We start from the raw sequence: 23807 nt of genomic DNA on the forward strand, positions 1-23807 counted from the left end.
TTTAAGCCTCCTCGGCGACATTGACAAAGTGGCCGGCAATCGCCGCCGCGGCGGCCATCGCTGGGCTGACCAAATGGGTGCGGCCGCCGTAGCCTTGGCGGCCTTCGAAGTTACGATTGGAGGTCGACGCGCAATGCTCGCCGGCGTCGAGTCTGTCGGCGTTCATCGCCAAGCACATTGAGCAGCCCGGTTCGCGCCATTCGAAATCGGCCGCGATGAAGATTTTGTCCAGACCTTCGGCTTCGGCTTGCTGTTTGATCAGGCCGGAACCGGGTACCACCAACACTTGCTTGACCGAGGCCGCTTTTTTGCGGCCTTTGATCGCTGCGGCAGCGGCGCGCAAGTCTTCGATGCGCGAGTTGGTGCAGGAGCCGATAAATACTTTGTCCAGCTTGATGTCGGTGATTCTTTGGCCGGCCTGCAAGCCCATGTAGGTCAAGGCGCGCTCGATACTTTGTTTTTTGACCGGATCGGCTTCTTGCGCCGGGTCGGGAATGCTGGCATCGACCGGCAATACCATTTCCGGCGAGGTGCCCCAGCTGACTTGCGGTTTGATCGCGGCCGCGTCGAATTCGATAACTTTGTCGAACTTGGCGTCGGTGTCGGAATGCAGTTTTTCCCAGTAACGCACGGCCATGTTCCAGTCTTCGCCTTTCGGCGAATACGGGCGGTCGCGGTAGAACTCGATGGTTTTTTCGTCGCAGGCGATCAAGCCGGCACGGGCACCGGCTTCGATAGCCATGTTGCAGACCGTCATTCGGCCTTCCATGCTCAGCGCACGAATTGCGTCGCCGCCGAATTCGATGGTGTAACCGGTGCCGCCGGCGGTGCCGATCCGGCCGATGATCGCCAACACAATGTCTTTGGCGGTGACGCCGGGGCCGGTTTTGCCGTTGACCTTGATCAACATGTTTTTGGCTTTCTTTTGTACCAGAGTCTGCGTTGCCAGCGCGTGTTCGACTTCCGAGGTGCCGATACCGAACGCCAACGCGGCAGATGCGCCGTGAGTCGAGGTGTGCGAGTCGCCGCAGACCACGGTCATGCCGGGCAGGGTGGCGCCTTGTTCCGGACCGACCACGTGGACGATGCCTTGGCGAATGTCGGCCATGTCGAATTCGGTAATGCCGAATTCGGCGCAGTTGTTTTCCAAGGTCTGGACTTGCAACCGCGAAACCGGGTCGGCGATGCCTTGGGCGCGGCCCGATGTCGGCACGTTATGGTCGGCCACAGCCAGGTTACGTGCCACGCGCCAGGGTTTGCGGCCCGAGATGCGCATGCCGTCGAAGGCTTGCGGCGAAGTCACTTCGTGCAATAACTGGCGGTCGATGTAAATCAAGCACGAGCCGTCGTCTTCGGTGTGGACGACGTGGTCGTCCCACAATTTGTCGTATAAGGTTTTACCTGCCATCTTAATTTCTCTCTGCTGTGGTACGCATTTATGCCGTTTCGGCTATGCGTGCCGTAATCTAAAAGGTACGCGTTATTAAGCCAATGCCGCGAATAGCTTGTCGGTAATGTCCTGCACCGAGCCGACGCCGGCAATCGACGCGAATTTGGCTGTTTGGCCGGCGGCCGAATAAAAGCCCACCAGCGGTTTGGTTTGCTCGTGGTAGACACTCAGGCGCTTACGCACGGTTTCTTCCCGGTCGTCGTCGCGTTGGATCAAAGGCTCGCCGGTAACGTCGTCGATACCGTCCTGTTTCGGCGGATTGAACACGACGTGGTAACTGCGGCCGGAAGCCGGATGCACGCGGCGGCCGCTCATGCGTTTGATGATTTCCTCGTCATCGACGGCGATTTCGACGACGTAATCCAGTTCGACGCCCATTTTTGCCAAGCCTTCGGCTTGGGCGATGGTGCGCGGAAAACCGTCCAGCAAAAAGCCGTTTTTGCAGTCGTCTTGCGCAATGCGCTCCTTGATCAAGCCCAGAATAATCTCGTCGGAGACCAGACCGCCGCTATCCATGACTTTCTTGGCTTCGATGCCCAGCGGAGTGCCTTCGCGGACTGCGGCGCGCAACATGTCGCCGGTGGAAATTTGCGGGATGCCGTATTTCTCGGTGATGAACTGGGCTTGGGTGCCTTTACCGGAACCTGGGCTGCCTAACAGGATAATGCGCATATCGATAACTCCGAGCGTGAAAAAGGCATTCCGCCTCTGATATGGTGAATCGGTCCGGGATCTAAGCCAAACTTTGGCGCAGTCGCCGGAAAAAGCCCGACATTTTAGCGCAATTGCCATGCAAACGCCCAAAACTTCCGGAGCGGTTGGTTTTCGGCGGGCAGGTTCGAATGGCTGGCGTAGCCGGCGACAGTTCAGGTCGGTTCGGGCGGTGTCAGGTGTTGGCTGAGCAGCGCGAACTCGGCCAAGGATATGGCTTCCGCACGCAGAGTGGCGTCGATGCCCAATTCGGCAAATGTCGGTTCGCTGATCAGATTTTTCAACGAATTGCGGATGGTCTTGCGCCGCTGCGAGAACGCTTGGCTGACTAACTGGTTAAAGCCGTCCATATCGGCGACGGCGACCGGCGGCTCGGCATAAGGCGCCAGCCGGACAATGGCCGACATTACGGCCGGTATCGGATCGAAGCTTTCCGGCGGCACGTCGAACAACCATTCCGCCTCGCAGTAATACTGCATCATCACACTGAGCCGACCGTACTTTTTACTGCCCGGCTCCGCGCAAATCCGATCCACCACTTCTTTTTGCAGCATGAAATGCATGTCTTCGATGCAGTTGCAGTCTTCCAGCAAATGAAACATCAGTGGCGTCGAGATGTTGTAGGGCAGATTGCCAATCACCCGCAATTTTTCGCCGGCTGCAGCCAAACCGCTGAAATCGAAATTCAGCGCGTCCGCGCTGTGGATGGTCAGGTTGGCGTTGCCCTTGAATTGCTGTTGCAGCCGCGCCACCAAGTCCCGGTCCAATTCGACCACGTCCAGTTTTACGCCGCTGTCCAGCAATGGCTTAGTCAGCGCCCCCAGGCCGGGGCCGATCTCGACCCAGTGCTCGCCCGGCTGCGGATGGGCGTAATCCAAAATGTCGTGGATGATTCGGTAATCTTGCAGAAAGTTTTGGCCGAAGCGTTTGCGGGCGGTGTGGGTCATGAAAGGTTAATGTGGAGTTGTGAAATATGGATTCAACGAATTAATTTAGGCCGCTGATGTTTTGCAATTTATCCAATAGTCGTTTGGCGTTAGGGGCTTTCGAAGAAACTTTTCGGGGATCGAGATTTTCCAAAATCGCGAAGGAATCGTTACCTTTGCTGTAGGGCTGTTTATTGGTTAAATGGCGAGTGGACTCGCGGAGTTGGCGATAAACATTTTCTTTGTCAAGTCGCTCCACATTGACTGGCGCTGTTAATGAATTTTTGTTAAACCCTTTTCCGAAGTATTTCGACAAGCTTTCTTGATCTGCAAAGAACCAGTTTTCCATGCACTCGACCATGAAATGGAGCTGGTCGTCTGTCACCTTTTCTGGACAATCCCACTTATCGCCTGATCTATGTTTTACGTGTTGCCAATAACCTTGGTTATCTGTTATCGAGAATGCCGATTCGCTATCTACCAGGAGTATAAAGATGTCTCCCGGTTGTGCTTTTCTAATAGCTAAGCAGAAATCGTCGTAGGCAAATCGTCTCGATCCGCAAGCAACTACGCGAGGCCGGCGACTACCTAAGCCATACGCTTCGAAAAATCGGCCAAATCCTCTGCGACATGCGTCGTTTAAACGCTTGTGTCCGCCGCCTTCAACAAAAATACGGAACTCTGGGTGTTTGTTTACCACCGATTTCCTCCGATGTGGCCACTCTGGCGCATTTGGCCTAAAGTGTATTTTTGGAGCCAATCGTCCAATTGATTGCTGTTCAGTCGCTGCATTGAGGTAGTTTCGCCATCCTTCTCAAAGGTAACCACTTCGTCGGGCGTGTTTGTGAATTCATCGACCAGAAGATCTGAATGGGTTGTTACCACGAGTTGTGTGCGCTCGCTGGCTTCTCGTAGAAGTTTCGCCAGTTCTGCTAACGCGTCAGGGTGTAAACCGAGCTCTGGTTCTTCGATGCAAATGAGTGGCGGTGGTGTAGGGTGGCAAAGAATGGCTAGTAGGCACATGAATCTTAGCGTGCCGTCGGAAAGGCGTGTGGCAGGGATGGAGAATCGCCCTTCATGCAGGAATACCTGTGCAGCAGCTCCCTCAATGTTTACACCAAAGTCGGTGATAGTTGGATATAGGGCTCGTAGGGCTTCCAAAATGCGTTCTTTCGGCGTAGGTTGATTATGTAAGTTATTCAAAATCAAGCCGAGATTTAGGCAATCTTCTCTCAGGAAGTCTGTTTCTAACGCAGTGGATTGATATTTGCGAGGATGCGTGTCGCGTCCGAATGACCATTCTCTGTAGATTTTGATTCGGCTGAAACGATCCCCTAACCAAGTGAGTTCGGGGTAGTTTTCAGGATCCCGTCGTTGGGCGAGGATCGATTTTTCTGGGTCTATGTCCTCGCGTTTTAAGCGCCGCTTGTTACCAGGATTGTCAGGATCCCCGGCATTAATCATAGGAAAGCCATTTTGATAAAAAAAATAAAATCGCGGATTGTCATGCCCAGGCAGAGGATTTTCGTTTTCAATTCGTTCGTCAATAATCTCAAATCGTCTGTTAATTGAAGCGAAATCGAGTTTATATCGGAGATTCATTTCAGCGTAACGATTTCGCGAAGCCGCTGAGCGACAAACAACAGCTTCTATAGAGCTAGCTTCGCCTTTATTAGCACCCTTCCAAATCCAATCATCAACCACACCACCTCCTTCCCGTATCGAGCCTGCAATACCTCGGGGTGTGGATTGCAATAAACCAATAGCTTCAATTAAGTTGGATTTTCCACTGCCGTTGTGGCCGATCAAAATATTAAGCGGTTTTAGATCGATGGTTTCGTCTTGAAATGACAGGAGGTTTTTCAGTCGAATTTTTTCCAAAAACATTTGTGCGCTCGTAAAGTTGGGTGTTTCTTAGTTGTCTACTAATCGATCATATCCAACGCCGTCCGCAACGCAAATTGCAAACTGCCGAGCTCGGCTTTGCCGGTGCCGGCCAGTTCCAGCGCGGTGCCGTGGTCGACCGAGGTGCGGACGATGGGCAGGCCTAGCGTGACGTTGACGGCTTGGCCGAAGCCTTTGTATTTCAAGACCGGTAGGCCCTGGTCGTGGTACATGGCCAGCACGGCGTCGGCATGGTCCAAATACTTGGGGGTAAACAAGGTGTCGGCCGGCAATGGACCGTACAAATGGATGCCCTCGCTGCGCAGGCGCTCCAGAGTGGGTTCGATGATTCTGATCTCTTCGTGGCCGAGGTGGCCGTTTTCGCCGGCGTGGGGATTCAGGCCGCACACCAGGATTCGCGGCTCGGCGATGCGGAAACGTTGGCGCAAATCGCTGTCCAGTACTCTGACGACTCGGCTTAAAGACTCGTTCGTAATCGCGGCGCTGACCTGGGCCAACGGCAGGTGGGTAGTGGCCAGGGCTACCCGCAAGCCCGGCGTCGCCAGCATCATGACCGGATCGGCGCCGCACAGTTCGGCGATGAACTCGGTATGGCCGCTGAAGCGGAAGCCGGCATCGTTGATCGCTGCTTTATGCACCGGCCCGGTAACCATCGCCGAGAAGGTGCCGCTCAGGCAGCCCAACGTCGCTTGGCGGATGGTTTCCAGCACGTAGTGGCTGTTGTCGGGATTGAGTCGGCCGCAAACTGCCGGCGCGCCTAGTTTTAGCGGCAATACCGTCAGCGTGCCCGGCTGGTGTTGGGTGGCGGGTGGTTGTTCGATGTCGAACAGTTCGATGGTTAGCGGCAGGCCGAGCTTTTCTGCACGTTGAGCCAGCAGTTCCGGATCGGCCACGGCGACGGGCCGGCACGGGAGTTGGTGTTGTACCAGTTGTACGGTTAAATCCGGGCCGATGCCGGCCGGTTCGCCCGGGGTTAAAGCTATTCTGGGTATCGTCATAGTGGTTTCCCCCGAATCGGGCGCATCAGGCCGGGCGGTGGCCGCTCAACGGGCTTGGGCCCGAAGATCAGACCGGATTGTGTTCCTGGCAGATTTTTTGGCTGTCTTCGATGCTGAGTTTTTCTTGGGTCAGCAGGCAAAAAAAGCCGCCGTCTTTTTCGCTGAAATTTCGGCAGGTCTTGCAGACTCCGAACGATTGCGACTGGTTGGCTTTTTGTAGCGCAGTCAAGGCTTGTTGGAACACGTTGGTGTCTGAAGGCGGCGCCTCGCTATGCTGCAAAATTGCCGTGGCGCTGGTGAACAGGTCGGAGGGGCGGGCTTGTTTAAGAATTTCAACGCCGTCCGGCAGCAAATGCAGGTGTACTACACGTTTATCGTTAGTATCCGGCGTTTTGCCGATGTAGCCTTTTTTTTCCAAAATGATCAGCGATTGCGAAACGGTACCGCGCGTCATGCCCAGGTAATTGGCAACCGCGGCCGGCGTGTTGCTATATTTGTTACAGCGCGATAGGTAGTTCAGTACTTGGAAATGTACCGGTTGCATGCCCAGTTCGGTGCATTTTTTCCGTTCTTCCGAGCGGATTAACGTGGTCATGCACTCAATAAGTTCATAAATATCAGTCTGTTGCATAAATTGAATTCTGTTCGAGGCGCATAAGGTTGACAAGGACGCCTATCAAGCGGTAAATTGATAGCGAATCGAAACTTTAATTTATAACATTCGGCCTGGAGTCAACAAGTTGTAATTTTACCATGGGAATCCGCGGCACTGCCCGTTGTGGTCTTTTATGGTTTAATGCACCAAGTTGGCTCTTTTTTTAACTTGCGGATGGCGGGGAATTTAGATGAAAAAAACAACGATAAGACTGCGTAAAAATTTACTGGCGAGTTCCATCATCATGCTCTTGTCGTCCGGAGTGGCGCTGGCCAAGAGCGACGATATGCACCAAATCTATCAAGACAATTGCGCGAGCTGCCACGGCTCCGACCACGGCGGGTATTTGGCGCCGGCGCTGAACGCGGACACTTTGAAGGGCCGCAGCCCGACCGCGTTGCGCACCATCGTCATGGCCGGCAGTTTCGATACGCTGATGCCTCCTTTCTACGGCAGATTGAGCGACGACGAGATTCGCGGGGTGATCAAGCACTTGCAGTCAACCCCGAAACAACCGAATCCGGCCTGGACCATAGACGACATGAAAAATTCGTTGAAAGTCTACGTCAAAGACGAGAGCACCTTGCCTAGCAAGCCGACTTTCCAGATCGACGATAAATTCGAAAATCTGATCGGCGTTGCTGCGCGCGGCAAATATGGCCGCGGCGAAGGTTCCAAAGCCATTTTCATTAACAGCGCGACCCATCAGAAAGTCGGCGAGGTTGCGACCGGCACTGCGGCGCACATTATCGACTTCAACCCGGCCAATCCGCGTTGGGCTTACGTCAAAACCGACACCGCCGAGATTTTCAAAGTCGATTTGTACTCGATGAAAGCGGTACGCAGTATCAAAACCGGCTGGAACGGCCCCGGCATGGGCGTTTCCCGCGACGGCAAATACATCATGGCCGGTTCTTTCGTGCCGCATAACGCTGTGATCCTGGATGCCGATACGCTAGAGCCGTTGAAAACCTTCGAACTGGAAGGTATCGATCCCGACGGTAAACACGTGTCCTCGGATTCCGGCATGATCATCGGCACCCCTTACGCGGACATCTTTGCGATTGCGTTGGAAAATGCCGGCCAAGTCTGGATTGTCGATTACAAGAAAGACGGCTTCCCGGTCACCAAAATCGAAAAAGTCGGCCGCCACTTGCACGATGCCTTCCTGACCCACGGTGGCAAAAAACTGATGGTGGCATCCTATGACGACAGCATCGTCGCCGCCATCGATCTGGAAGAACGCAAGCTGATCAAACAATTGCCGGCCGGTTGCGTGCCGCACGTCGGCGGCGGATCGGCGGTCAAAGTCGATGGCCGTACCTTGGGCTTCGGCACCAACTTCGGCGACTGCGACAAGATGGTCGTCAGCGTTTGGGACTTGGACAAAATGGAAGTGGTCAAGCAAGTGCCGGTTTCCGGCGGCACCGAGTCGCCTGCCGCTCATGCCAATGCGCCTTACGTCGCTGTGGACATCATCAGCAAGGACAGACGTGCCCGTACCGTGCAGTTGATCGACAAAAAATCGCTCGAAGTGGTTAAAACCTTGGATGTCGGCGGCCACGCCTACTTCCCGGAATACAGTGCCGACGGCAAATTCCTGTACATCTCCGCCGGCTACAATGGCGACGAAGTCGTGGTCTACGATTCCAACAGTCTGCAAAAAGTAGCTTCCATTCCGATGGAAAGCCCAGCCGGGATTTTCTCCAGAGGTCGTGTCAAGTACATGACTCGCGGTTTGTCGCCTGACGAGATGGAGCAACACAAATGAAAATAGCCCGTTACAGTGCAATGGTGTTGGCCGGCATGTTCGCCGCCAATGCCCAGGCGGTTAGCTTATATGTCGGCCAGTACAAAGCCGGTGTGGTGTGTGCGCAATGCCACGGTATCCGCATGCCGAGCGCGGACGCGCCGTTTCCGCCGTTAGGCGGACGCGATCCGGAATATTTGAAAACCGCGATCAAGCAATACCGCGATAAGACTCGCAAGTCGGACATCATGAACGCGATAGCCGGTTCGTTGACCGATAGCGAGATTGCCGATATTGCCGCTTATTACGGCAGCGTCAAGCCTTAAGCGATGCGGCTCGCCTGGGTACTCGGCGTGTTTTGTTTCGGCGTCTGCGCCGACGAGCCGGGTGCTGCTCGCCAGCAGGAACTGGAGAATATGCTGAAGCACGACTGCGGTTCCTGCCACGGTTTGCCGCCGAAAGGCGGATTGGGGCCTTCGTTGATGCCGGACGCCTTGGCCGGCAAAAACGATGCGTTGTTGTTCGATGCGATTCGTAACGGCCGGGCCGGCACCGCAATGCCGTCTTGGCGCCCGTTTTTGAACGATGCCGAGATCAGATGGATGGTTGGTCGTCTGCGCCAACGCTGAAGCCGGCATCGCTTTCGGTTTTGCGCAACCGGACTCCGCCCTTTTGCGGATTTGTTGGAACGGAAAAATTTCGGAACAGGGTCTTCATGAAACTTTTGGCTGCCGCACTGTTGTCTACGCTCGCAATCGCCGGCTCGGCATGCGCCGATTTGCGCGCTACCGGGGACTTGGGCGTCGTAATCGAGCGTGAGGCGGGTACGATTCAAGTCGTCAACACTACTAAGCCGGCCATGCTGAGCCGCATCGAAGGTCTGGGCGATTTGTCGCACGCCTCGGTAGTATTCTCCCGCGACCAACGCTACGCCTATGTGTTCGGCCGTGACGGCGGACTGACCAAAATCGATCTGCTGCAGGACAAAATCGACAAACGGATCGTGCAGGCCGGTAACAGTATCGGCGGCGCGATTTCGCAAGACGGCAAGGTCATCGCCGTTTCCAATTACACCCCGGGCGGCGTCAAACTGTTCGACGCGGTGACGTTGGAAGCCTTGGCCGAGATTCCCGCGGTATACGGCGACGAAAACAAGTTATCCAAAGTCGTCGGCTTGGTCGATGCACCGGGCCAGCGCTTTGTCTGCAGCCTGTTCGATGCCAACGAAATCTGGCTGATCGACGCCAAAAATCCGCGCCAACCCGGCGTCAAGAAATTCAAGGACGTCGGCAAGCAACCTTACGATGCATTGTTGAGTCCCGATGGCCATTATTACGCCGCCGGTTTGTTTGGCGAAAAAGGCTTGGCGCTGCTGGACTTGTGGCAACCGGAGCAAGGCGTGCAGCATATTCTGGACGACTACGGTAAGGACGACGAGCAATTGCCGGTCTACAAAATGCCGCATCTGGAAGGCTGGACCATGGTTGGCGACTGGCTGTTCGTACCGGCGGTCGGTCGGCACGAAGTGTTGGTCGTCGACAAGCACGACTGGTCTCTGCTGAAGCGGATTCCGCTGGCGGGCCAACCGGTGTTCGTCAGCGCCCGCCCCGACGGCCGGCAAGTTTGGGTGAATTTCGCTTTTCCGGATAACCAGACGCTGCAGGTTATCGATGTCAAGGATTTGAATGTCGTCAAGACTCTGCAACCCGGAAAAGCCGTGCTGCATATGGAATTCAGCCCACGCGGCGAAGCGGTATGGCTGGCGATACGCGACGACGACCGGGTCGCCGTTTACGATACCGAGACTTTCGCTGAGATTTCGCGGCTGCCGGCGCAGAAGCCCAGCGGCATATTCTTTACCGACCGTGCCAATCGGATAGGTTGGTAACCATGTTGGCGCAGTTGCAACCCTTGCACAAACACTTGTTGAACGATTATCAGCAGGACTTTCCGCTGAGTCCGACCCCGTATCGCGATATCGCCGAGCAACTCGGCGTCAGCGAGGATGAAGTGTTGCATGCCTTCGAGGAGTTATCCGCCCAACGCATGATCAGCCGGATCGGCCCGGTGATCGCGCCGAACAGCATCGGCAGTAGCGCTTTGGTGGCGATGGCGGTGCCGGAGCACGATTTGGCGCGTGTCGCCGAACTGGTCAGTGCCTATCCGGAAGTCAACCATAACTATGAGCGGGAAAATCGGTTCAATCTGTGGTTCGTCGCGGTCGCCGACGACGAACCGCAGCTAAACGCGGTGATTGCCGAGATCGAAACTCGCAGCGGTTATCCGGCGATGACATTGCCGATGCTGGCGGATTACTTCATCAACCTGGGCTTCGAGATGAATCTACATGATTGAGACCGCCGACCAGCATTTGATTAACGCAGTGCAGGCCGGGCTACCGATCGCGGCGCGGCCCTATGCCGTGATCGGCGAACGTTTGGGGCTGACCGAACAGGAAGTTATCGAGCGTCTGGCCCGGTTGCGGGCGCAGGGTCTGATCAAGCGCTGGGGGGTGGTGGTCAAGCATCGCCAACTCGGCTATCGCGCCAACGCGATGATCGTGATGGACGTGCCGGACGAACGGGTTAGCGATGTCGGCGCCTTGCTCAGCCAGCAGGCTTGCGTCAATTTGTGTTATCAACGCCCGCGCCAGGGCGAGGTCTGGCCGTACAACCTGTACTGCATGATTCACGGTAAAAGCCGCGAAGTGGTATTGGAACAGTGGGCTGAGTTGCGCCATGGTTGCGCGCTGACCGGGTATGCCTACGAAGTATTGTTCAGCCGGCGCTGCTTCAAGCAACGCGGCGCGTTGTATTCGCTGCGTGCCGCTTTACCGGTGCAGCCCGGCGGCGGACAGGGTCAGCCGACATTCGAAATTCATTCGAGCTGACCGCTATGGATCCCTCCGATAAAGCCATTGTTAACCGGCTGCAGCAAGGCTTCCCCATCTGCGACTCGCCTTTTCGTTACGTCGCCGAAGAGCTGGGTATAGCCGAATCCGAATTGTTGGCCCGGTTGCAAACCATGCTGGCCGAAGGCGTGCTGTCGCGTTTCGGGCCGATGTACCATGCCGAACAAATGGGTGGGGCACTGACGCTGGCAGCGTTGAAAGTGCCTGACGATCGGTTCGACGAAGTGGCGGAAATCGTCAACGCCTTTCCGGAAGTCGCTCACAACTATGCGCGTAACCATGTTTTGAATATGTGGTTTGTATTGGCCACCGAGAAGCCGGAACAGGTATTTGCCGTAATCGGCCGGATTGAGGACGCGACCGGTTTGGCCGTCTACAATATGCCGAAAATCAGCGAATACTATGTCGGCTTGCAATTGGAAGCGTGATGAATATTGATGCGGTCGACCGCCAAATTATCCAAGCTACCCAGGCCGGTTTGCCGTTGGTGGCGCAGCCCTATCAGGCGGTCGCCGAGGAGTTGGGCTTACCTGTCGAAGATGTTATGCAGCGGCTGGCACGGATGCAGCGAGACGGGATCATCCGCCGCATCGCCGCGGTGCCCAACCACTACAAACTGGGCTACCGTTACAACGGCATGACGGTTTGGGATGTTGCCGATCGCTACGTCGACAGTCTGGGGCCGAAAGTGGCCGAATTGCCATTCGTCAGCCATTGTTACCAACGGCCGCGGCATTTGCCGGACTGGCCCTACAATCTGTTCGCGATGGTGCATGGCAAGACCGAACAAGACGCCGAGCGGCAGGTGGCGGCCATCGCCGATTTATTGGGCGAGCGGGCCCGCAGCCATGAAGTGCTTTACAGCACTAAAATTCTGAAAAAGACCGGCCTGCGCATCGGGGGATAACCATGTTCCGTCTCAGCCAATACATGCGCGAAGTGCTGGCGCCGACGCCGTTGCAGCCGGCGCGCAAACCGTCCGGGCCGGTCGTGATCTGGAATCTGATCCGGCGTTGCAATCTGACCTGCAAGCATTGCTATACCACTTCCGCCGATATCGATTTCCCCGGCGAACTGACGACACCGGAAATCTACGCAGTAATAGACGACTTGAAAGCGTTCAAGGTGCCGGTGTTAATTCTGTCCGGCGGCGAACCGTTGCTGCATCCCGATATTTTTGCGATATCGCAACGCGCTCGCGATATGGGGTTTTACGTAGCATTGTCCAGCAACGGCACATTGATCAACGCCAGCAACATCGAGCAAATTGCAGCTATCGATTACCAATACATCGGTGTCAGCCTGGACGGCATGCGCGAGGCGCACGATAAATTTAGGCAGAAACAAGGCTCTTTCGATGCCTCGCTGGCCGGCATCCGTCTATGCCGCGACCACGGCATCAAGGCCGGAGTGCGTTTTACGTTGACGCAAGATAACGCCCACGATTTCGGCGCATTGTTGCAGTTGATGGATGACGAGGATATCGACAAGTTTTATTTGTCGCATCTGAATTACGGCGGTCGCGGTAACAAGAACCGTAAGGATGACGCGGAGTTTCAATTGACCCGCAACGTGATGGATGCCTTGTTCGAGAAATCGCTGAGCTGGGAACAGCAAGGTCTGCATCGGGAGGTCGTCACCGGCAATAACGATGCCGATGCCGTGTATTTCCTGCACTGGGTCAAGCGGCGTTTTCCGGAGCGGGCCGAACATATCCGGGCCAAACTGCAGCAATGGGGCGGCAATGCCTCCGGTGTCAATGTGGCCAATATCGATAACTTGGGCAATGTCCATCCCGATACCTTCTGGTGGCATTACGGCTTGGGTAACGTGCGGAAGCGGCCGTTCTCCGAGATTTGGCAGGATACCTCGGACCCGTTGATGGCCGGCCTGAAAGCTTCGCCGCGGCCGTTGCAGGGGCGTTGCGGTAGTTGCGGCTATCAGTCTATCTGCAATGGCAACACCCGGGTCCGGGCGCAGCAATTGACTGGCGATTTTTGGGCGGAAGATCCGGGTTGCTATTTGGTTGACGAGGAAATTGCCGGCTAAGAGGCGCAGCTAAATCCTGCTGCTGCCGGTGCGTTTAACGCATTAATGCGCACGGCAGGCTCCACAACAGCGTCGCCGAATGCGGCGAATCGAAATCGACTTCGAGGCGGGTCAAAGAGGCTTTTTTGATGCATAGCACATCGGCCGACGTATTCAGCAATTGGGCGATGCACTCCGAAAAATCCGGTTCGTGGCCGACTAACCATATGTCCTCTCCGCCGTGGTTTGCCAGCAAGTTCAATTGTTCCCGAATTTGATGCGGGGCTGCGCCGATCGCCAGCCAATCGGTACTCTGCGCAGCGGGGCAGCCGGGTAAATAGGCGTGGAGTAGATCGGCCGTTTGTTGGGCGCGCAACACCGGGCTGCAAAACAGGTTTCCGGGGATAAGTTGGTTTCTTTCGCAGAAGGCGGCCAGCCGTTTGACCTGTTTAATCCCTTTGTCGGTAAGCGCCCGGTCTGTATCGGCTTTTGCCAGGCTGTGTTCTTGCGCGGTGGCGTGTCTCAGAAACGTGATCAGCATTAGTAAAGCCCTCGGTTGCTCCGGAAACGGTGTCCGATTTTACTGCGATTTGCGTTGGCGGTGGATTAAAGCGTTTAGCTGATTTCCAGCGGTACAATAATTGTTGACCAAAATACTGGGGATAGTCATAATTCCCTACCCATTCAATTGCTTAAGAGTTTTATATGGCAGATCCAATTGTATTTACCGATAGCGCTGCGCAAAAAGTCGCGGGTTTGATTCAAGAAGAGGGTAACGACAATCTTAAACTGCGGGTTTATATCAGTGGCGGCGGCTGTTCCGGCTTCCAGTACGGCTTTACTTTCGACGAAGAAGTGAACGAGGACGATACGCAAATCGTCAACGGCGGAGTCACCGTGTTGATCGATTCGATGAGCATTCAGTACCTGAACGGCGCGGAAATAGACTACAAGGAAGATTTGTCGGGGGCGCAGTTCGTGATTCGCAATCCCAACGCCACGACCACTTGCGGTTGCGGCTCGTCGTTTTCAGCTTAATCCTGGCCCGCCCGGGTAAATTCCTCCTAAAATCACGGGCGCTTTGGCGCCGGTGACGCTACAAAGGTTACCCGGCAAGCCGTTCAGGGTTTGCCGGGCCAGCCAAGCAAACGCAATCGCTTCGACGTGATCCGGATCGATGCCGATGGTTGCCGTCGATGCGACCGGAAGCCGCATGTTTTCCGCCAACAAGCGCAATAAATGCCGGTTATGGGCCCCTCCGCCGCAAATGAACACTTGATTAGTTTCGGGAGCGTGCTGGCGAATGGCTGCTGAGATGGTGTCCGCGCTGAATTGGCACAGCGTCGCTTGAACGTCTTGTGCCGGTAATTCGCCGAATGCTTCGATTTTCTGTTGCAGCCAGGCGGCAGAAAAATACTCTTTGCCGGTGCTTTTCGGTGGCGCTAAGCGGAAATACGGATCGTCTTTCAATTTAGTTAACAGCTCTTGATTGGTTCGTCCGCTGGCCGCCCAGTCGCCACCAGGATCGAACACGCCCGAATGGTGTTGTTGATACCAATAGTCGAGCAATCCATTGCCGGGGCCGGTGTCGAAACCGATAGCCGGCTTGTCGTCGAGCACCGTGATATTGGCGATACCGCCGATGTTGACCACGGTTCTGACCTGGCTCGAATCGCTGAATACCGCTTGGTGGAACGCGGGCACCAGCGGTGCGCCCTGACCGCCGGCGGCGATGTCGCGGCGGCGAAAGTCGGCAACCGTGGTAATGCCGGTTATTTCGGCAATGCGGTTCGGATCGCCGATTTGTAGTGTGAAGCCGTCGATGCCGGCCGGGGCGTGGTAAACGGTTTGGCCGTGGCTACCGATTGCGGTGACGGCACTGGCCGGTATTCCGGCTTTTGCTAACAGTGCGTTTACGGTTTCGCCGAATAAACGGCCGATTCGGCTATCCAAAGTGCCGTAATCTTGCAATAGCACTGCCTGATTGGCTTGGCTTACGGTCTGGATGGATTGGCGTAGTTCGCTGGGAAAGGCTTGGTAATGGAATTCGACCAAGGTAATTTTGTGGTCGGAGAAATCGACCAGGCCAGCATCGATGCCATCAATGCTGGTGCCGGACATCAAGCCGATATAAAGTTCGGCCATTTCTTTAGTTTTGCGCCACCTGCGCGTCGCCTCTGGCTTGCCTCAGTTGCGCGACCAGCGGTTGGGTCTGAGCCTTGAATTTGGCCAGCAAAGCTTTATCCATCGGCATCGAATGAGGCAATTTCACCGTGACCGGATTGACGTGTTGGCCGCCGATACGGAATTCATAATGTAAATGCGGGCCGGTGGCTAAGCCGGTTTTGCCGACGTAACCGATCACGTCGCCTTGTTTGATGCTGCTGCCCACTTTCTGGCCGGATTTGAAACCCGACAGATGGGCATAGAGCGTCGAATATTTTTGGCCGTGTTCGATTTCCACTACATTACCGTAGCCGTTTCGGATGCCGCGGAACACGATTTTGCCGTCACCGGTGGTTTTGACCGGCGTGCCGATGGCGGCGGAGTAATCCACGCCCTTATGGGCACGAATTGTGTTCAATATCGGGTGTTTGCGGTGTAGGTTGAAGTGCGAGCTGATTTTGGCGAAGTCCATCGGCGTTTGCAGGAAGGCTTTGCGCAAGCCGTTGCCGTCCGGCGTGTAATAGCCGGTATTGCCTTGGTTGTCTTCGAAGCGTACCGCGGTATAAGTCTTGCCTTGGTTGACGAATTCCACCGAGAGGATGTCGCCGGTGTCGAATTCGCGCCCTTCCACGAATAGCTTTTCGTAAACCACGGTGAACTCGTCGCCGTCGCGCAAATTCAATGCAAAATCGATGTCCCAGGCAAAGATGTCGGCCAGTTTAAGGATGATCTTCTCCGGTAGTCCGGCTTGGGTGCCGTCTTCGAACAACGAGGAGTGGATGGTGGCTTTGGCGCTGGCGACTTGGTAGTCGACTTTCTTGCTGAGCAGTTCGACATCGAATCCGTCGTCGTGGCGCGTGGCAATCAGCGTTTCGAATGGGTTTTTGGCGTAGGTCAACCGTTCCAGTTCGCCAGACGAGTTAAGCGTGGCAACGACGTCTTGTCCTGGCTCGACTGCGGCAAATTGCTTGCCGGTGGCGTTGGCATGGACAATTTTATGCAGGTCTTCGCGGCTCAGGTTTAAGTCCGAGAAAATGCTGGAAAGGTTTTCGCCGGATTTGACGGTGTGTTCCAACTCCTCGGTGACGTCGAGGTGTTGGATTTTGGGTTTGGTTTGACTGTAATTGGTGTATCGATCGAGTCTGGAAGAGATCAGTTTGTCTTGTTCCAGAATTTTGGCGTCTTCCAAACCTTTGTGCGGGATCAATCCGTAACTTGCACTTGCGGCAACAACGGTACAAGCGCCTAACAGCGCCGACTTGAGTATTCTGTTCTTCACAGCAATCACTTTTCATTGTTTGTCGAACGCCCAATTGTAGGCAATTTTATTGTTCATGGCTAACAAAAGGGGATTTTTTATCCTTCGGTACAGTTGCATCCCTTATAATGCGCGCCCTAAAAACGAAGGCTATTAGGAGAGTGTTTTGTTGCAAGAAACCTTGGCTCAGCTGCGTTACGGGGCTGAAGAAATCTTATTGGAATCCGATTTTGTCAAGAAGCTGGAGGAAAGTCGTCCGTTGACGATCAAGGCCGGATTCGATCCGACCGCTCCGGATTTGCATTTGGGGCACACCGTACTGATCAATAAGCTGAAGCAGTTTCAGGACGCCGGCCACAACGTTCAATTTTTGATCGGCGACTTCACGGCCATGATTGGCGATCCGACGGGTAAAAATGTCACGCGGAAGCCGTTGAGTAGAGAGGAGGTGTTGGAGAACGCCAAGACTTACCAAGCCCAAGTGTTCAAAATCCTGGATCCGGAAAAAACCGAGGTGAAATTCAATTCGGCCTGGATGGGGGCAATGACCAGTGCGGAATTGATTCAGTTGGCTGCCAAACATACCGTGGCCCGAATGCTGGAGCGGGATGATTTCAGCAAGCGTTACAAAAGCGGACAGCCGATTGCGATCCATGAATTTTTATATCCGCTGATCCAGGGTTACGACTCGGTAGTAATGAAAGCGGACGTCGAGCTGGGTGGGACCGATCAAAAGTTCAATTTGTTGGTTGGGCGCCAATTGCAGGAGATTTACGGCCAAAAGCCGCAAATAGTTCTAACCATGCCTATTTTGGAAGGTCTGGACGGGGTGCAGAAGATGTCCAAGTCTTTAAATAACTATATAGGTATTGCTGATGTACCGGACGATATGTTCGGCAAGATCATGTCGATATCCGATGAGTTGATGTGGCGTTATTTCAAATTGTTGAGTTTTCGGCCGATGCTCGAAATCGAGCGTTGGCGGCAAGCGTGCCAGAATGGAGATAATCCGCGAAATTACAAAGTCGCGCTGGCGCAGGAAATCGTCGAGCGGTTCCATGGGGCGGCTGCGGCGAAAGCGGCATTGGAAAATTTCGAGGCGCGTTTTCAACGGGGGGCGATACCTGAAGATTTGGATGACATTCAGTTGGAGGCCGGTGCCGAGGGATTGCCTATTGCGAATCTACTGAAAAATGCCGGTTTAGTGGCGAGTACTTCGGAAGCCTTACGTTTGATCAAACAAGGCGCTGTAAAAATCGATGGCGAAAAATTGGAGGATTCGAAGCGGGTGATCACTAGGAGTACCCACATTTATCAGGTTGGTAAAAGAAAAGTCGCGCGAGTGACGATTAGTAGTTGACAGTGTGGTTTGAAGTGAATACAATGAGCGGCTCTTCACTGCTGAGCTGTTTAGGGATTTGAAGTTTAAATTCTTTGAGTAGTGAGGGCGAGTGGTTTGCTGGTTGCTTTTGGTAGCGGCAAGTTACTTGCTGGTTTTGATTGGCTTCGGTTCTTGGGTTGGATTTTGAGAGTTGAAAGTCGGTTAAAAAAAGTGGTTGACATGATTTCTGATTGCTGTAGAATATGTCGGCTCAACAGGGCGAAATGTTCTGGCTCTTTAACAAACTGAATCGAAATAATTTGTGTGGGTATGTGTAGCGATACGTTTCTGTTAGAAACTATCGATACAGACCACGTCAATTTAAGCTTATAAATTACGTTCTGTAATCGAGTCAAGATTGGTCGCTAATCTTTCTTAGCGGCAAACCAAAATTAAACTGAAGAGTTTGATCATGGCTCAGATTGAACGCTGGCGGTATGCTTAACACATGCAAGTCGAACGCTGATAAGGTGCTTGCACCTTTGATGAGTGGCGGACGGGTGAGTAATGCATAGGAATCTGCCTATTAGTGGGGGACAACGTGGGGAAACTCACGCTAATACCGCATACGATCTACGGATGAAAGCAGGGGACCTTCGGGCCTTGCGCTAATAGATGAGCCTATGTCGGATTAGCTAGTTGGTGGGGTAAAGGCCTACCAAGGCGACGATCCGTAGCTGGTCTGAGAGGATGATCAGCCACACTGGGACTGAGACACGGCCCAGACTCCTACGGGAGGCAGCAGTGGGGAATATTGGACAATGGGCGAAAGCCTGATCCAGCAATGCCGCGTGTGTGAAGAAGGCCTGAGGGTTGTAAAGCACTTTCAATGGGAAGGAACACCTATCGGTTAATACCCGGTAGACTGACATTACCCATACAAGAAGCACCGGCTAACTCCGTGCCAGCAGCCGCGGTAATACGGAGGGTGCAAGCGTTAATCGGAATTACTGGGCGTAAAGCGTGCGTAGGCGGTTGTTTAAGTCAGATGTGAAAGCCCTGGGCTTAACCTGGGAACTGCATTTGATACTGGGCAACTAGAGTTGAGTAGAGGGGAGTGGAATTTCAGGTGTAGCGGTGAAATGCGTAGAGATCTGAAGGAACACCAGTGGCGAAGGCGGCTCCCTGGACTCAAACTGACGCTGAGGTACGAAAGCGTGGGTAGCAAACAGGATTAGATACCCTGGTAGTCCACGCCGTAAACGATGTCAACTAACTGTTGGGTTCTTTAAGAACTTAGTAGTGGAGCTAACGTATTAAGTTGACCGCCTGGGGAGTACGGCCGCAAGGCTAAAACTCAAATGAATTGACGGGGGCCCGCACAAGCGGTGGAGCATGTGGTTTAATTCGATGCAACGCGAAGAACCTTACCTACCCTTGACATCCTCGGAACTTGTCAGAGATGACTTGGTGCCTTCGGGAACCGAGAGACAGGTGCTGCATGGCTGTCGTCAGCTCGTGTTGTGAAATGTTGGGTTAAGTCCCGTAACGAGCGCAACCCTTATCCTTAGTTGCCAGCGAGTAATGTCGGGAACTCTAGGGAGACTGCCGGTGATAAACCGGAGGAAGGTGGGGACGACGTCAAGTCATCATGGCCCTTATGGGTAGGGCTACACACGTGCTACAATGGCCGGTACAGAGGGCAGCGAAACCGTGAGGTCAAGCAAATCCCACAAAGCCGGTCCCAGTCCGGATTGCAGTCTGCAACTCGACTGCATGAAGTCGGAATCGCTAGTAATCGCGGATCAGAATGCCGCGGTGAATACGTTCCCGGGCCTTGTACACACCGCCCGTCACACCATGGGAGTGGGTTGCAAAAGAAGTAGGTAGTTTAACCTTCGGGAGGGCGCTTACCACTTTGTGATTCATGACTGGGGTGAAGTCGTAACAAGGTAGCCCTAGGGGAACCTGGGGCTGGATCACCTCCTTACAAAGACAGAACGCCGTTACACGTATCCACAACAAATTATTTCGATTGAAAGACGCACCTGGGTCTGTAGCTCAGTTGGTTAGAGCGCACCCCTGATAAGGGTGAGGTCGGAGGTTCAAATCCTCCCAGACCCACCAACGCGAAAAGCAAGACGAAAGCAGCAAGGCAACTGAACAAGCAAAAGACAGCCGTCGGATTGCTCCTGTGTTGATCTTGACGGTTTCGGCTTTAGTCTTTTGACTGTTTCGGGGCCATAGCTCAGCTGGGAGAGCGCCTGCCTTGCACGCAGGAGGTCGGGAGTTCGATCCTCCCTGGCTCCACCACTAGCCATAAGCAAACCAAGCGCCCGCGTCTGCCGTAGCCGTGAAGGCGATCAGCTCTATAACGTTTGACAACAGACTTTATAGAATTGGTCCTCGGATCAATACGCTCTTTAACAATATGGAAATCTGTAACCAAGTCTTGATCGGAAACGATCAAAACTGAAACGAGTTGCAGTTTATGAAAGGCAATTATCGAAAGATAAGCGCCGAAAGTAAACCGCGAATCGTTCTCAAGCAACATCAGCGAACATGTCAGCTGACAAATAACTTAAATAGTAAGCCTAACAAAGCCTAAGATGAAAATCGAAAGCTGAGTAAAAGCAGACGTATTCGGGTTATATGGTCAAGTGAATAAGCGCATACGGTGGATGCCTAGGCAGTAAGAGGCGATGAAAGACGTGGTAGCCTGCGAAAAGCTTCGGGGAGGCGGCAAACAGCCTGTGATCCGGAGATGTCTGAATGGGGAAACCCGGCGAGGATAACCTCGTCATCTTTGAGTGAATACATAGCTCACTGAAGCGAACCCGGAGAACTGAAACATCTAAGTACCCGGAGGAAAAGAAATCAACCGAGATTCCCTTAGTAGTGGCGAGCGAACGGGGACTAGCCCTTAAGTGTTGATGACGTTAGTGGAACGGTCTGGAAAGTCCGGCGATACAGGGTGATAGCCCCGTACACGAAAACGTCTTCAGCATGAAATCGAGTAGGTCGGCGCACGTGAAACGTTGACTGAATATGGGGGGACCATCCTCCAAGGCTAAATACTCCTTACTGACCGATAGTGAACCAGTACCGTGAGGGAAAGGCGAAAAGAACCGCGGAGAGCGGAGTGAAATAGAACCTGAAACCGTATGCGTACAAGCAGTAGGAGCCCCTTCGTGGGGTGACTGCGTACCTTTTGTATAATGGGTCAGCGACTTACATTTTGTGGCAAGCTTAACCGAATAGGGGAGGCGTAGGGAAACCGAGTCTTAATAGGGCGTTTAGTCGCAAGGTGTAGACCCGAAACCGGGCGATCTATCCATGACCAGGTTGAAGGTCAGGTAATACTGACTGGAGGACCGAACCCACTCCCGTTGAAAAGGTAGGGGATGAGTTGTGGATCGGAGTGAAAGGCTAATCAAGCTCGGAGATAGCTGGTTCTCCTCGAAAGCTATTTAGGTAGCGCCTCGTGTATCACTGCTGGGGGTAGAGCACTGTTTCGGCTAGGGGGTCATCCCGACTTACCAACCCGATGCAAACTCCGAATACCAGCAAGTGTCAGCACGGGAGACACACGGCGGGTGATAAGGTCCGTCGTGAAAAGGGAAACAGCCCAGACCGTCAGCTAAGGTCCCCAAATCTATGCTCAGTGGGAAACGATGTGGAAAGGCACAGACAGCCAGGAGGTTGGCTTAGAAGCAGCCACCCTTTAAAGAAAGCGTAATAGCTCACTGGTCGAGTCGGTCTGCGCGGAAGATTCACCGGGGCTAAGCATAGTACCGAAGCTACGGATTCACGCTTTGCGTGAGTGGTAGAGGAGCGTTCCGTACGCCTGCGAAGGTCGATTGAGAAGTCGGCTGGAGGTATCGGAAGTGCGAATGCTGACATAAGTAACGATAAAGGGGGTGAAAAACCCCCTCGCCGTAAACCCAAGGTTTCCTGCGCAACGTTAATCGACGCAGGGTTAGTCGGCACCTAAGGCGAGGCTGAAAAGCGTAGTCGATGGAAAACAGGTTAATATTCCTGTACCAGTATTAACTGCGATGGGGTGACGGAGAAGGCTATATCAGCGGTCGGTTGGAAGTGGCCGTTTAAGCAAGTAGGCAGGCATCTTAGGCAAATCCGGGGTGCTTTATGCTGAGATGTGATGACGAGTGTCTCGAAAGAAACGCGAAGTGATAGATGCCCTGCTTCCAAGAAAAACCTCTAAGCTTCAGGTTAATAGTGGCCGTACCCTAAACCGACACAGGTGGGTGGGATGAAAATTCTAAGGCGCTTGAGAGAACCCAGGTGAAGGAACTAGGCAAAATGATACCGTAACTTCGGGAGAAGGTATGCCCTTGGTACGTGTAAGCCCTCGCGGCTGAAGCGGAAGGGGGTTGCAAAAAATCGGTGGCTGCGACTGTTTAGCAAAAACATAGCACTCTGCAAACACGAAAGTGGACGTATAGGGTGTGACGCCTGCCCGGTGCTGGAAGGTTAATTGATGGGGTTATCTTCGGAGAAGCTCTTGATCGAAGCCCCAGTAAACGGCGGCCGTAACTATAACGGTCCTAAGGTAGCGAAATTCCTTGTCGGGTAAGTTCCGACCTGCACGAATGGCGTAACGATGGCCACACTGTCTCCACCTGGGACTCAGTGAAATTGAAATCGCTGTGAAGATGCAGTGTACCCGCGGCTAGACGGAAAGACCCCGTGCACCTTTACTATAGCTTGACACTGGACTTTGAACCTACTTGTGTAGGATAGGTGGGAGGCTGTGAAGCAGGAACGCCAGTTCTTGTGGAGCCATCCTTGAAATACCACCCTGGTATGTTTGGAGTTCTAACCTCGATCCATTATCTGGATTAGGGACAGTGTCTGGTGGGTAGTTTGACTGGGGCGGTCTCCTCCCAAAGAGTAACGGAGGAGCACGAAGGTACCCTCAGCCTGGTCGGAAATCAGGCAATGAGTGCAAAGGCATAAGGGTGCTTGACTGCGAGACGGACAAGTCGAGCAGGTACGAAAGTAGGTCTTAGTGATCCGGTGGTTCTGTATGGAAGGGCCATCGCTCAACGGATAAAAGGTACGCCGGGGATAACAGGCTGATACCGCCCAAGAGTTCATATCGACGGCGGTGTTTGGCACCTCGATGTCGGCTCATCACATCCTGGGGCTGAAGCAGGTCCCAAGGGTATGGCTGTTCGCCATTTAAAGTGGTACGCGAGCTGGGTTCAGAACGTCGTGAGACAGTTCGGTCCCTATCTGCCGTGGGCGTTTGAGATTTGAGGGAAGCTGCTTCTAGTACGAGAGGACCGAAGTGGACGAACCTCTGGTGTTCCGGTTGTCATGCCAATGGCATTGCCGGGTAGCCACGTTCGGACAGGATAACCGCTGAAAGCATCTAAGCGGGAAGCCCCTCCCAAGATGAGATCTCACTGGGACTATAAGTCCCCTGAAGGGCCGTTGGAGACGACGACGTTGATAGGCACGGTGTGGAAGTCCAGTAATGGGCGTAGCTAACGTGTACTAATTGCCCGTGAGGCTTGACCATATAACACCCAATGCGTTTGGGTTGTCACATGACAATCGCTGAGCCAAACCTGAGAACGATACAAATTCATACAGATTTCCATGAAAGCAGGTGAAAAGTACAAGGCACAACGTGTCAAACTACTTGAAATGTCTAGCAGAGACTAGATTAATCCCTGTGCATGACGGTTGGCTTAATCCA

The 23807-nt window shown here is 53.9% G+C and carries 21 protein-coding genes, 2 tRNA genes and 2 rRNA genes; 15 read left to right on the forward strand and 10 right to left on the reverse strand.

The window, feature by feature from the left end:
- Position 1 precedes the first annotated feature (1 nt).
- From leuC to VXJ35_RS03680, 7 genes are all read right to left on the reverse strand, one after another.
- A complete protein-coding gene (leuC, locus tag VXJ35_RS03650) occupies positions 2-1408 on the reverse strand; it encodes a 3-isopropylmalate dehydratase large subunit (RefSeq protein ID WP_064020526.1) in 1407 nt (468 codons plus the stop codon).
- 75 nt (positions 1409-1483) lie between these two features.
- Complete coding sequence (gene adk / locus VXJ35_RS03655) at positions 1484-2122, reverse strand: adenylate kinase (protein WP_054760233.1); 639 nt, start codon at positions 2120-2122, stop codon at positions 1484-1486.
- 194 nt (positions 2123-2316) lie between these two features.
- Positions 2317-3108: a 16S rRNA (adenine(1518)-N(6)/adenine(1519)-N(6))-dimethyltransferase RsmA gene (gene rsmA / locus VXJ35_RS03660; protein WP_064020527.1), complete on the reverse strand. Its 792-nt coding sequence runs from the start codon at positions 3106-3108 to the stop codon at positions 2317-2319.
- A 40-nt stretch (positions 3109-3148) separates the two neighbouring features.
- Positions 3149-3787: a DUF4276 family protein gene (locus VXJ35_RS03665; RefSeq protein WP_064020528.1), complete on the reverse strand. Its 639-nt coding sequence runs from the start codon at positions 3785-3787 to the stop codon at positions 3149-3151.
- A complete protein-coding gene (locus VXJ35_RS03670; protein WP_064020529.1) occupies positions 3781-4974 on the reverse strand; it encodes an AAA family ATPase in 1194 nt (397 codons plus the stop codon). The genes VXJ35_RS03665 and VXJ35_RS03670 overlap by 7 nt, the downstream gene beginning before the upstream one ends.
- A 38-nt stretch (positions 4975-5012) precedes the next feature.
- A complete protein-coding gene (gene pdxA, locus VXJ35_RS03675) occupies positions 5013-5990 on the reverse strand; it encodes a 4-hydroxythreonine-4-phosphate dehydrogenase PdxA (protein WP_064020530.1) in 978 nt (325 codons plus the stop codon).
- A 67-nt stretch (positions 5991-6057) separates the two neighbouring features.
- Positions 6058-6585: a MarR family winged helix-turn-helix transcriptional regulator gene (locus VXJ35_RS03680; protein ID WP_375142689.1), complete on the reverse strand. Its 528-nt coding sequence runs from the start codon at positions 6583-6585 to the stop codon at positions 6058-6060.
- A gap of 250 nt (positions 6586-6835) precedes the next feature.
- Here VXJ35_RS03680 and VXJ35_RS03685 point away from each other — a divergent pair, with 250 nt between their 5' ends.
- The 9 genes from VXJ35_RS03685 to nirJ all read left to right on the forward strand — a co-directional run bounded on the left by VXJ35_RS03685 (position 6836) and on the right by nirJ (position 13355).
- Positions 6836-8416, forward strand: coding sequence for a nitrite reductase (locus tag VXJ35_RS03685; protein WP_064020532.1), 1581 nt, complete (start codon positions 6836-6838; stop codon positions 8414-8416).
- Positions 8413-8721, forward strand: coding sequence for a c-type cytochrome (locus VXJ35_RS03690; RefSeq protein WP_054760240.1), 309 nt, complete (start codon positions 8413-8415; stop codon positions 8719-8721). The genes VXJ35_RS03685 and VXJ35_RS03690 overlap by 4 nt, the downstream gene beginning before the upstream one ends.
- Positions 8722-8724: 3 nt before the next feature.
- Positions 8725-9024, forward strand: a complete 300-nt coding sequence (locus VXJ35_RS03695) for a cytochrome c (protein WP_064020533.1) — start codon at positions 8725-8727, stop codon at positions 9022-9024.
- 86 nt (positions 9025-9110) lie between these two features.
- Positions 9111-10283, forward strand: coding sequence for a cytochrome D1 domain-containing protein (locus VXJ35_RS03700; RefSeq protein WP_064020534.1), 1173 nt, complete (start codon positions 9111-9113; stop codon positions 10281-10283).
- A 2-nt stretch (positions 10284-10285) separates the two neighbouring features.
- Positions 10286-10750, forward strand: a complete 465-nt coding sequence (locus VXJ35_RS03705; protein ID WP_064020535.1) for an Lrp/AsnC family transcriptional regulator — start codon at positions 10286-10288, stop codon at positions 10748-10750.
- Positions 10743-11285, forward strand: a complete 543-nt coding sequence (locus VXJ35_RS03710) for an AsnC family transcriptional regulator (RefSeq protein WP_082880788.1) — start codon at positions 10743-10745, stop codon at positions 11283-11285. The genes VXJ35_RS03705 and VXJ35_RS03710 overlap by 8 nt, the downstream gene beginning before the upstream one ends.
- Positions 11286-11290: 5 nt before the next feature.
- Positions 11291-11734 carry an Lrp/AsnC family transcriptional regulator gene (locus VXJ35_RS03715; RefSeq protein WP_064020536.1) on the forward strand — a complete coding sequence of 148 codons (444 nt, stop codon included), beginning with the start codon at positions 11291-11293 and terminating at the stop codon, positions 11732-11734.
- Complete coding sequence (locus VXJ35_RS03720) at positions 11734-12213, forward strand: AsnC family transcriptional regulator (protein WP_064020537.1); 480 nt, start codon at positions 11734-11736, stop codon at positions 12211-12213. The genes VXJ35_RS03715 and VXJ35_RS03720 overlap by 1 nt, the downstream gene beginning before the upstream one ends.
- A 2-nt stretch (positions 12214-12215) precedes the next feature.
- Positions 12216-13355, forward strand: a complete 1140-nt coding sequence (nirJ, locus tag VXJ35_RS03725) for a heme d1 biosynthesis radical SAM protein NirJ (protein ID WP_064020538.1) — start codon at positions 12216-12218, stop codon at positions 13353-13355.
- A gap of 34 nt (positions 13356-13389) precedes the next feature.
- Here nirJ and VXJ35_RS03730 read toward each other — a convergent pair whose 3' ends face one another.
- Positions 13390-13875 (reverse strand): histidine phosphatase family protein, encoded by a 486-nt coding sequence (locus VXJ35_RS03730; protein ID WP_064020539.1) that lies wholly within the window; start codon positions 13873-13875, stop codon positions 13390-13392.
- A gap of 164 nt (positions 13876-14039) precedes the next feature.
- Between VXJ35_RS03730 and erpA the strand changes: the two genes are divergently transcribed.
- Entirely contained in the window at positions 14040-14372 is a 333-nt protein-coding gene (gene erpA, locus VXJ35_RS03735; RefSeq protein ID WP_064020540.1) for an iron-sulfur cluster insertion protein ErpA, read from the forward strand.
- On the opposite strand, the gene VXJ35_RS03740 is transcribed toward erpA, so the two are convergent.
- Positions 14364-15479 (reverse strand): anhydro-N-acetylmuramic acid kinase, encoded by a 1116-nt coding sequence (locus VXJ35_RS03740; RefSeq protein WP_064020541.1) that lies wholly within the window; start codon positions 15477-15479, stop codon positions 14364-14366. The genes erpA and VXJ35_RS03740 overlap by 9 nt on opposite strands.
- 4 nt (positions 15480-15483) lie before the next feature.
- Complete coding sequence (locus VXJ35_RS03745) at positions 15484-16779, reverse strand: peptidoglycan DD-metalloendopeptidase family protein (RefSeq protein WP_064020542.1); 1296 nt, start codon at positions 16777-16779, stop codon at positions 15484-15486.
- Positions 16780-16927: 148 nt separating this feature from the next.
- Between VXJ35_RS03745 and tyrS the strand changes: the two genes are divergently transcribed.
- From tyrS to VXJ35_RS03770, 5 genes are all read left to right on the forward strand, one after another.
- Positions 16928-18118, forward strand: coding sequence for a tyrosine--tRNA ligase (gene tyrS, locus VXJ35_RS03750; protein ID WP_064023357.1), 1191 nt, complete (start codon positions 16928-16930; stop codon positions 18116-18118).
- A 415-nt stretch (positions 18119-18533) separates the two neighbouring features.
- Positions 18534-20069 (forward strand): 16S ribosomal RNA (locus VXJ35_RS03755).
- Positions 20070-20129: 60 nt separating this feature from the next.
- Positions 20130-20206: transfer RNA gene (locus tag VXJ35_RS03760), tRNA-Ile, on the forward strand.
- 110 nt (positions 20207-20316) lie between these two features.
- Positions 20317-20392 (forward strand) — tRNA-Ala (locus tag VXJ35_RS03765).
- A gap of 341 nt (positions 20393-20733) precedes the next feature.
- Positions 20734-23627 (forward strand): 23S ribosomal RNA (locus tag VXJ35_RS03770).
- The 16S and 23S rRNA genes sit together here with 2 tRNA genes alongside, the layout of an rRNA operon.
- The last annotated feature ends 180 nt before the right edge of the window (positions 23628-23807 follow it).

Source organism: Methylomonas sp. DH-1, assembly GCF_046097555.1.
In the GTDB taxonomy this organism is placed as follows: Bacteria; Pseudomonadota; Gammaproteobacteria; order Methylococcales; family Methylomonadaceae; genus Methylomonas; species Methylomonas koyamae.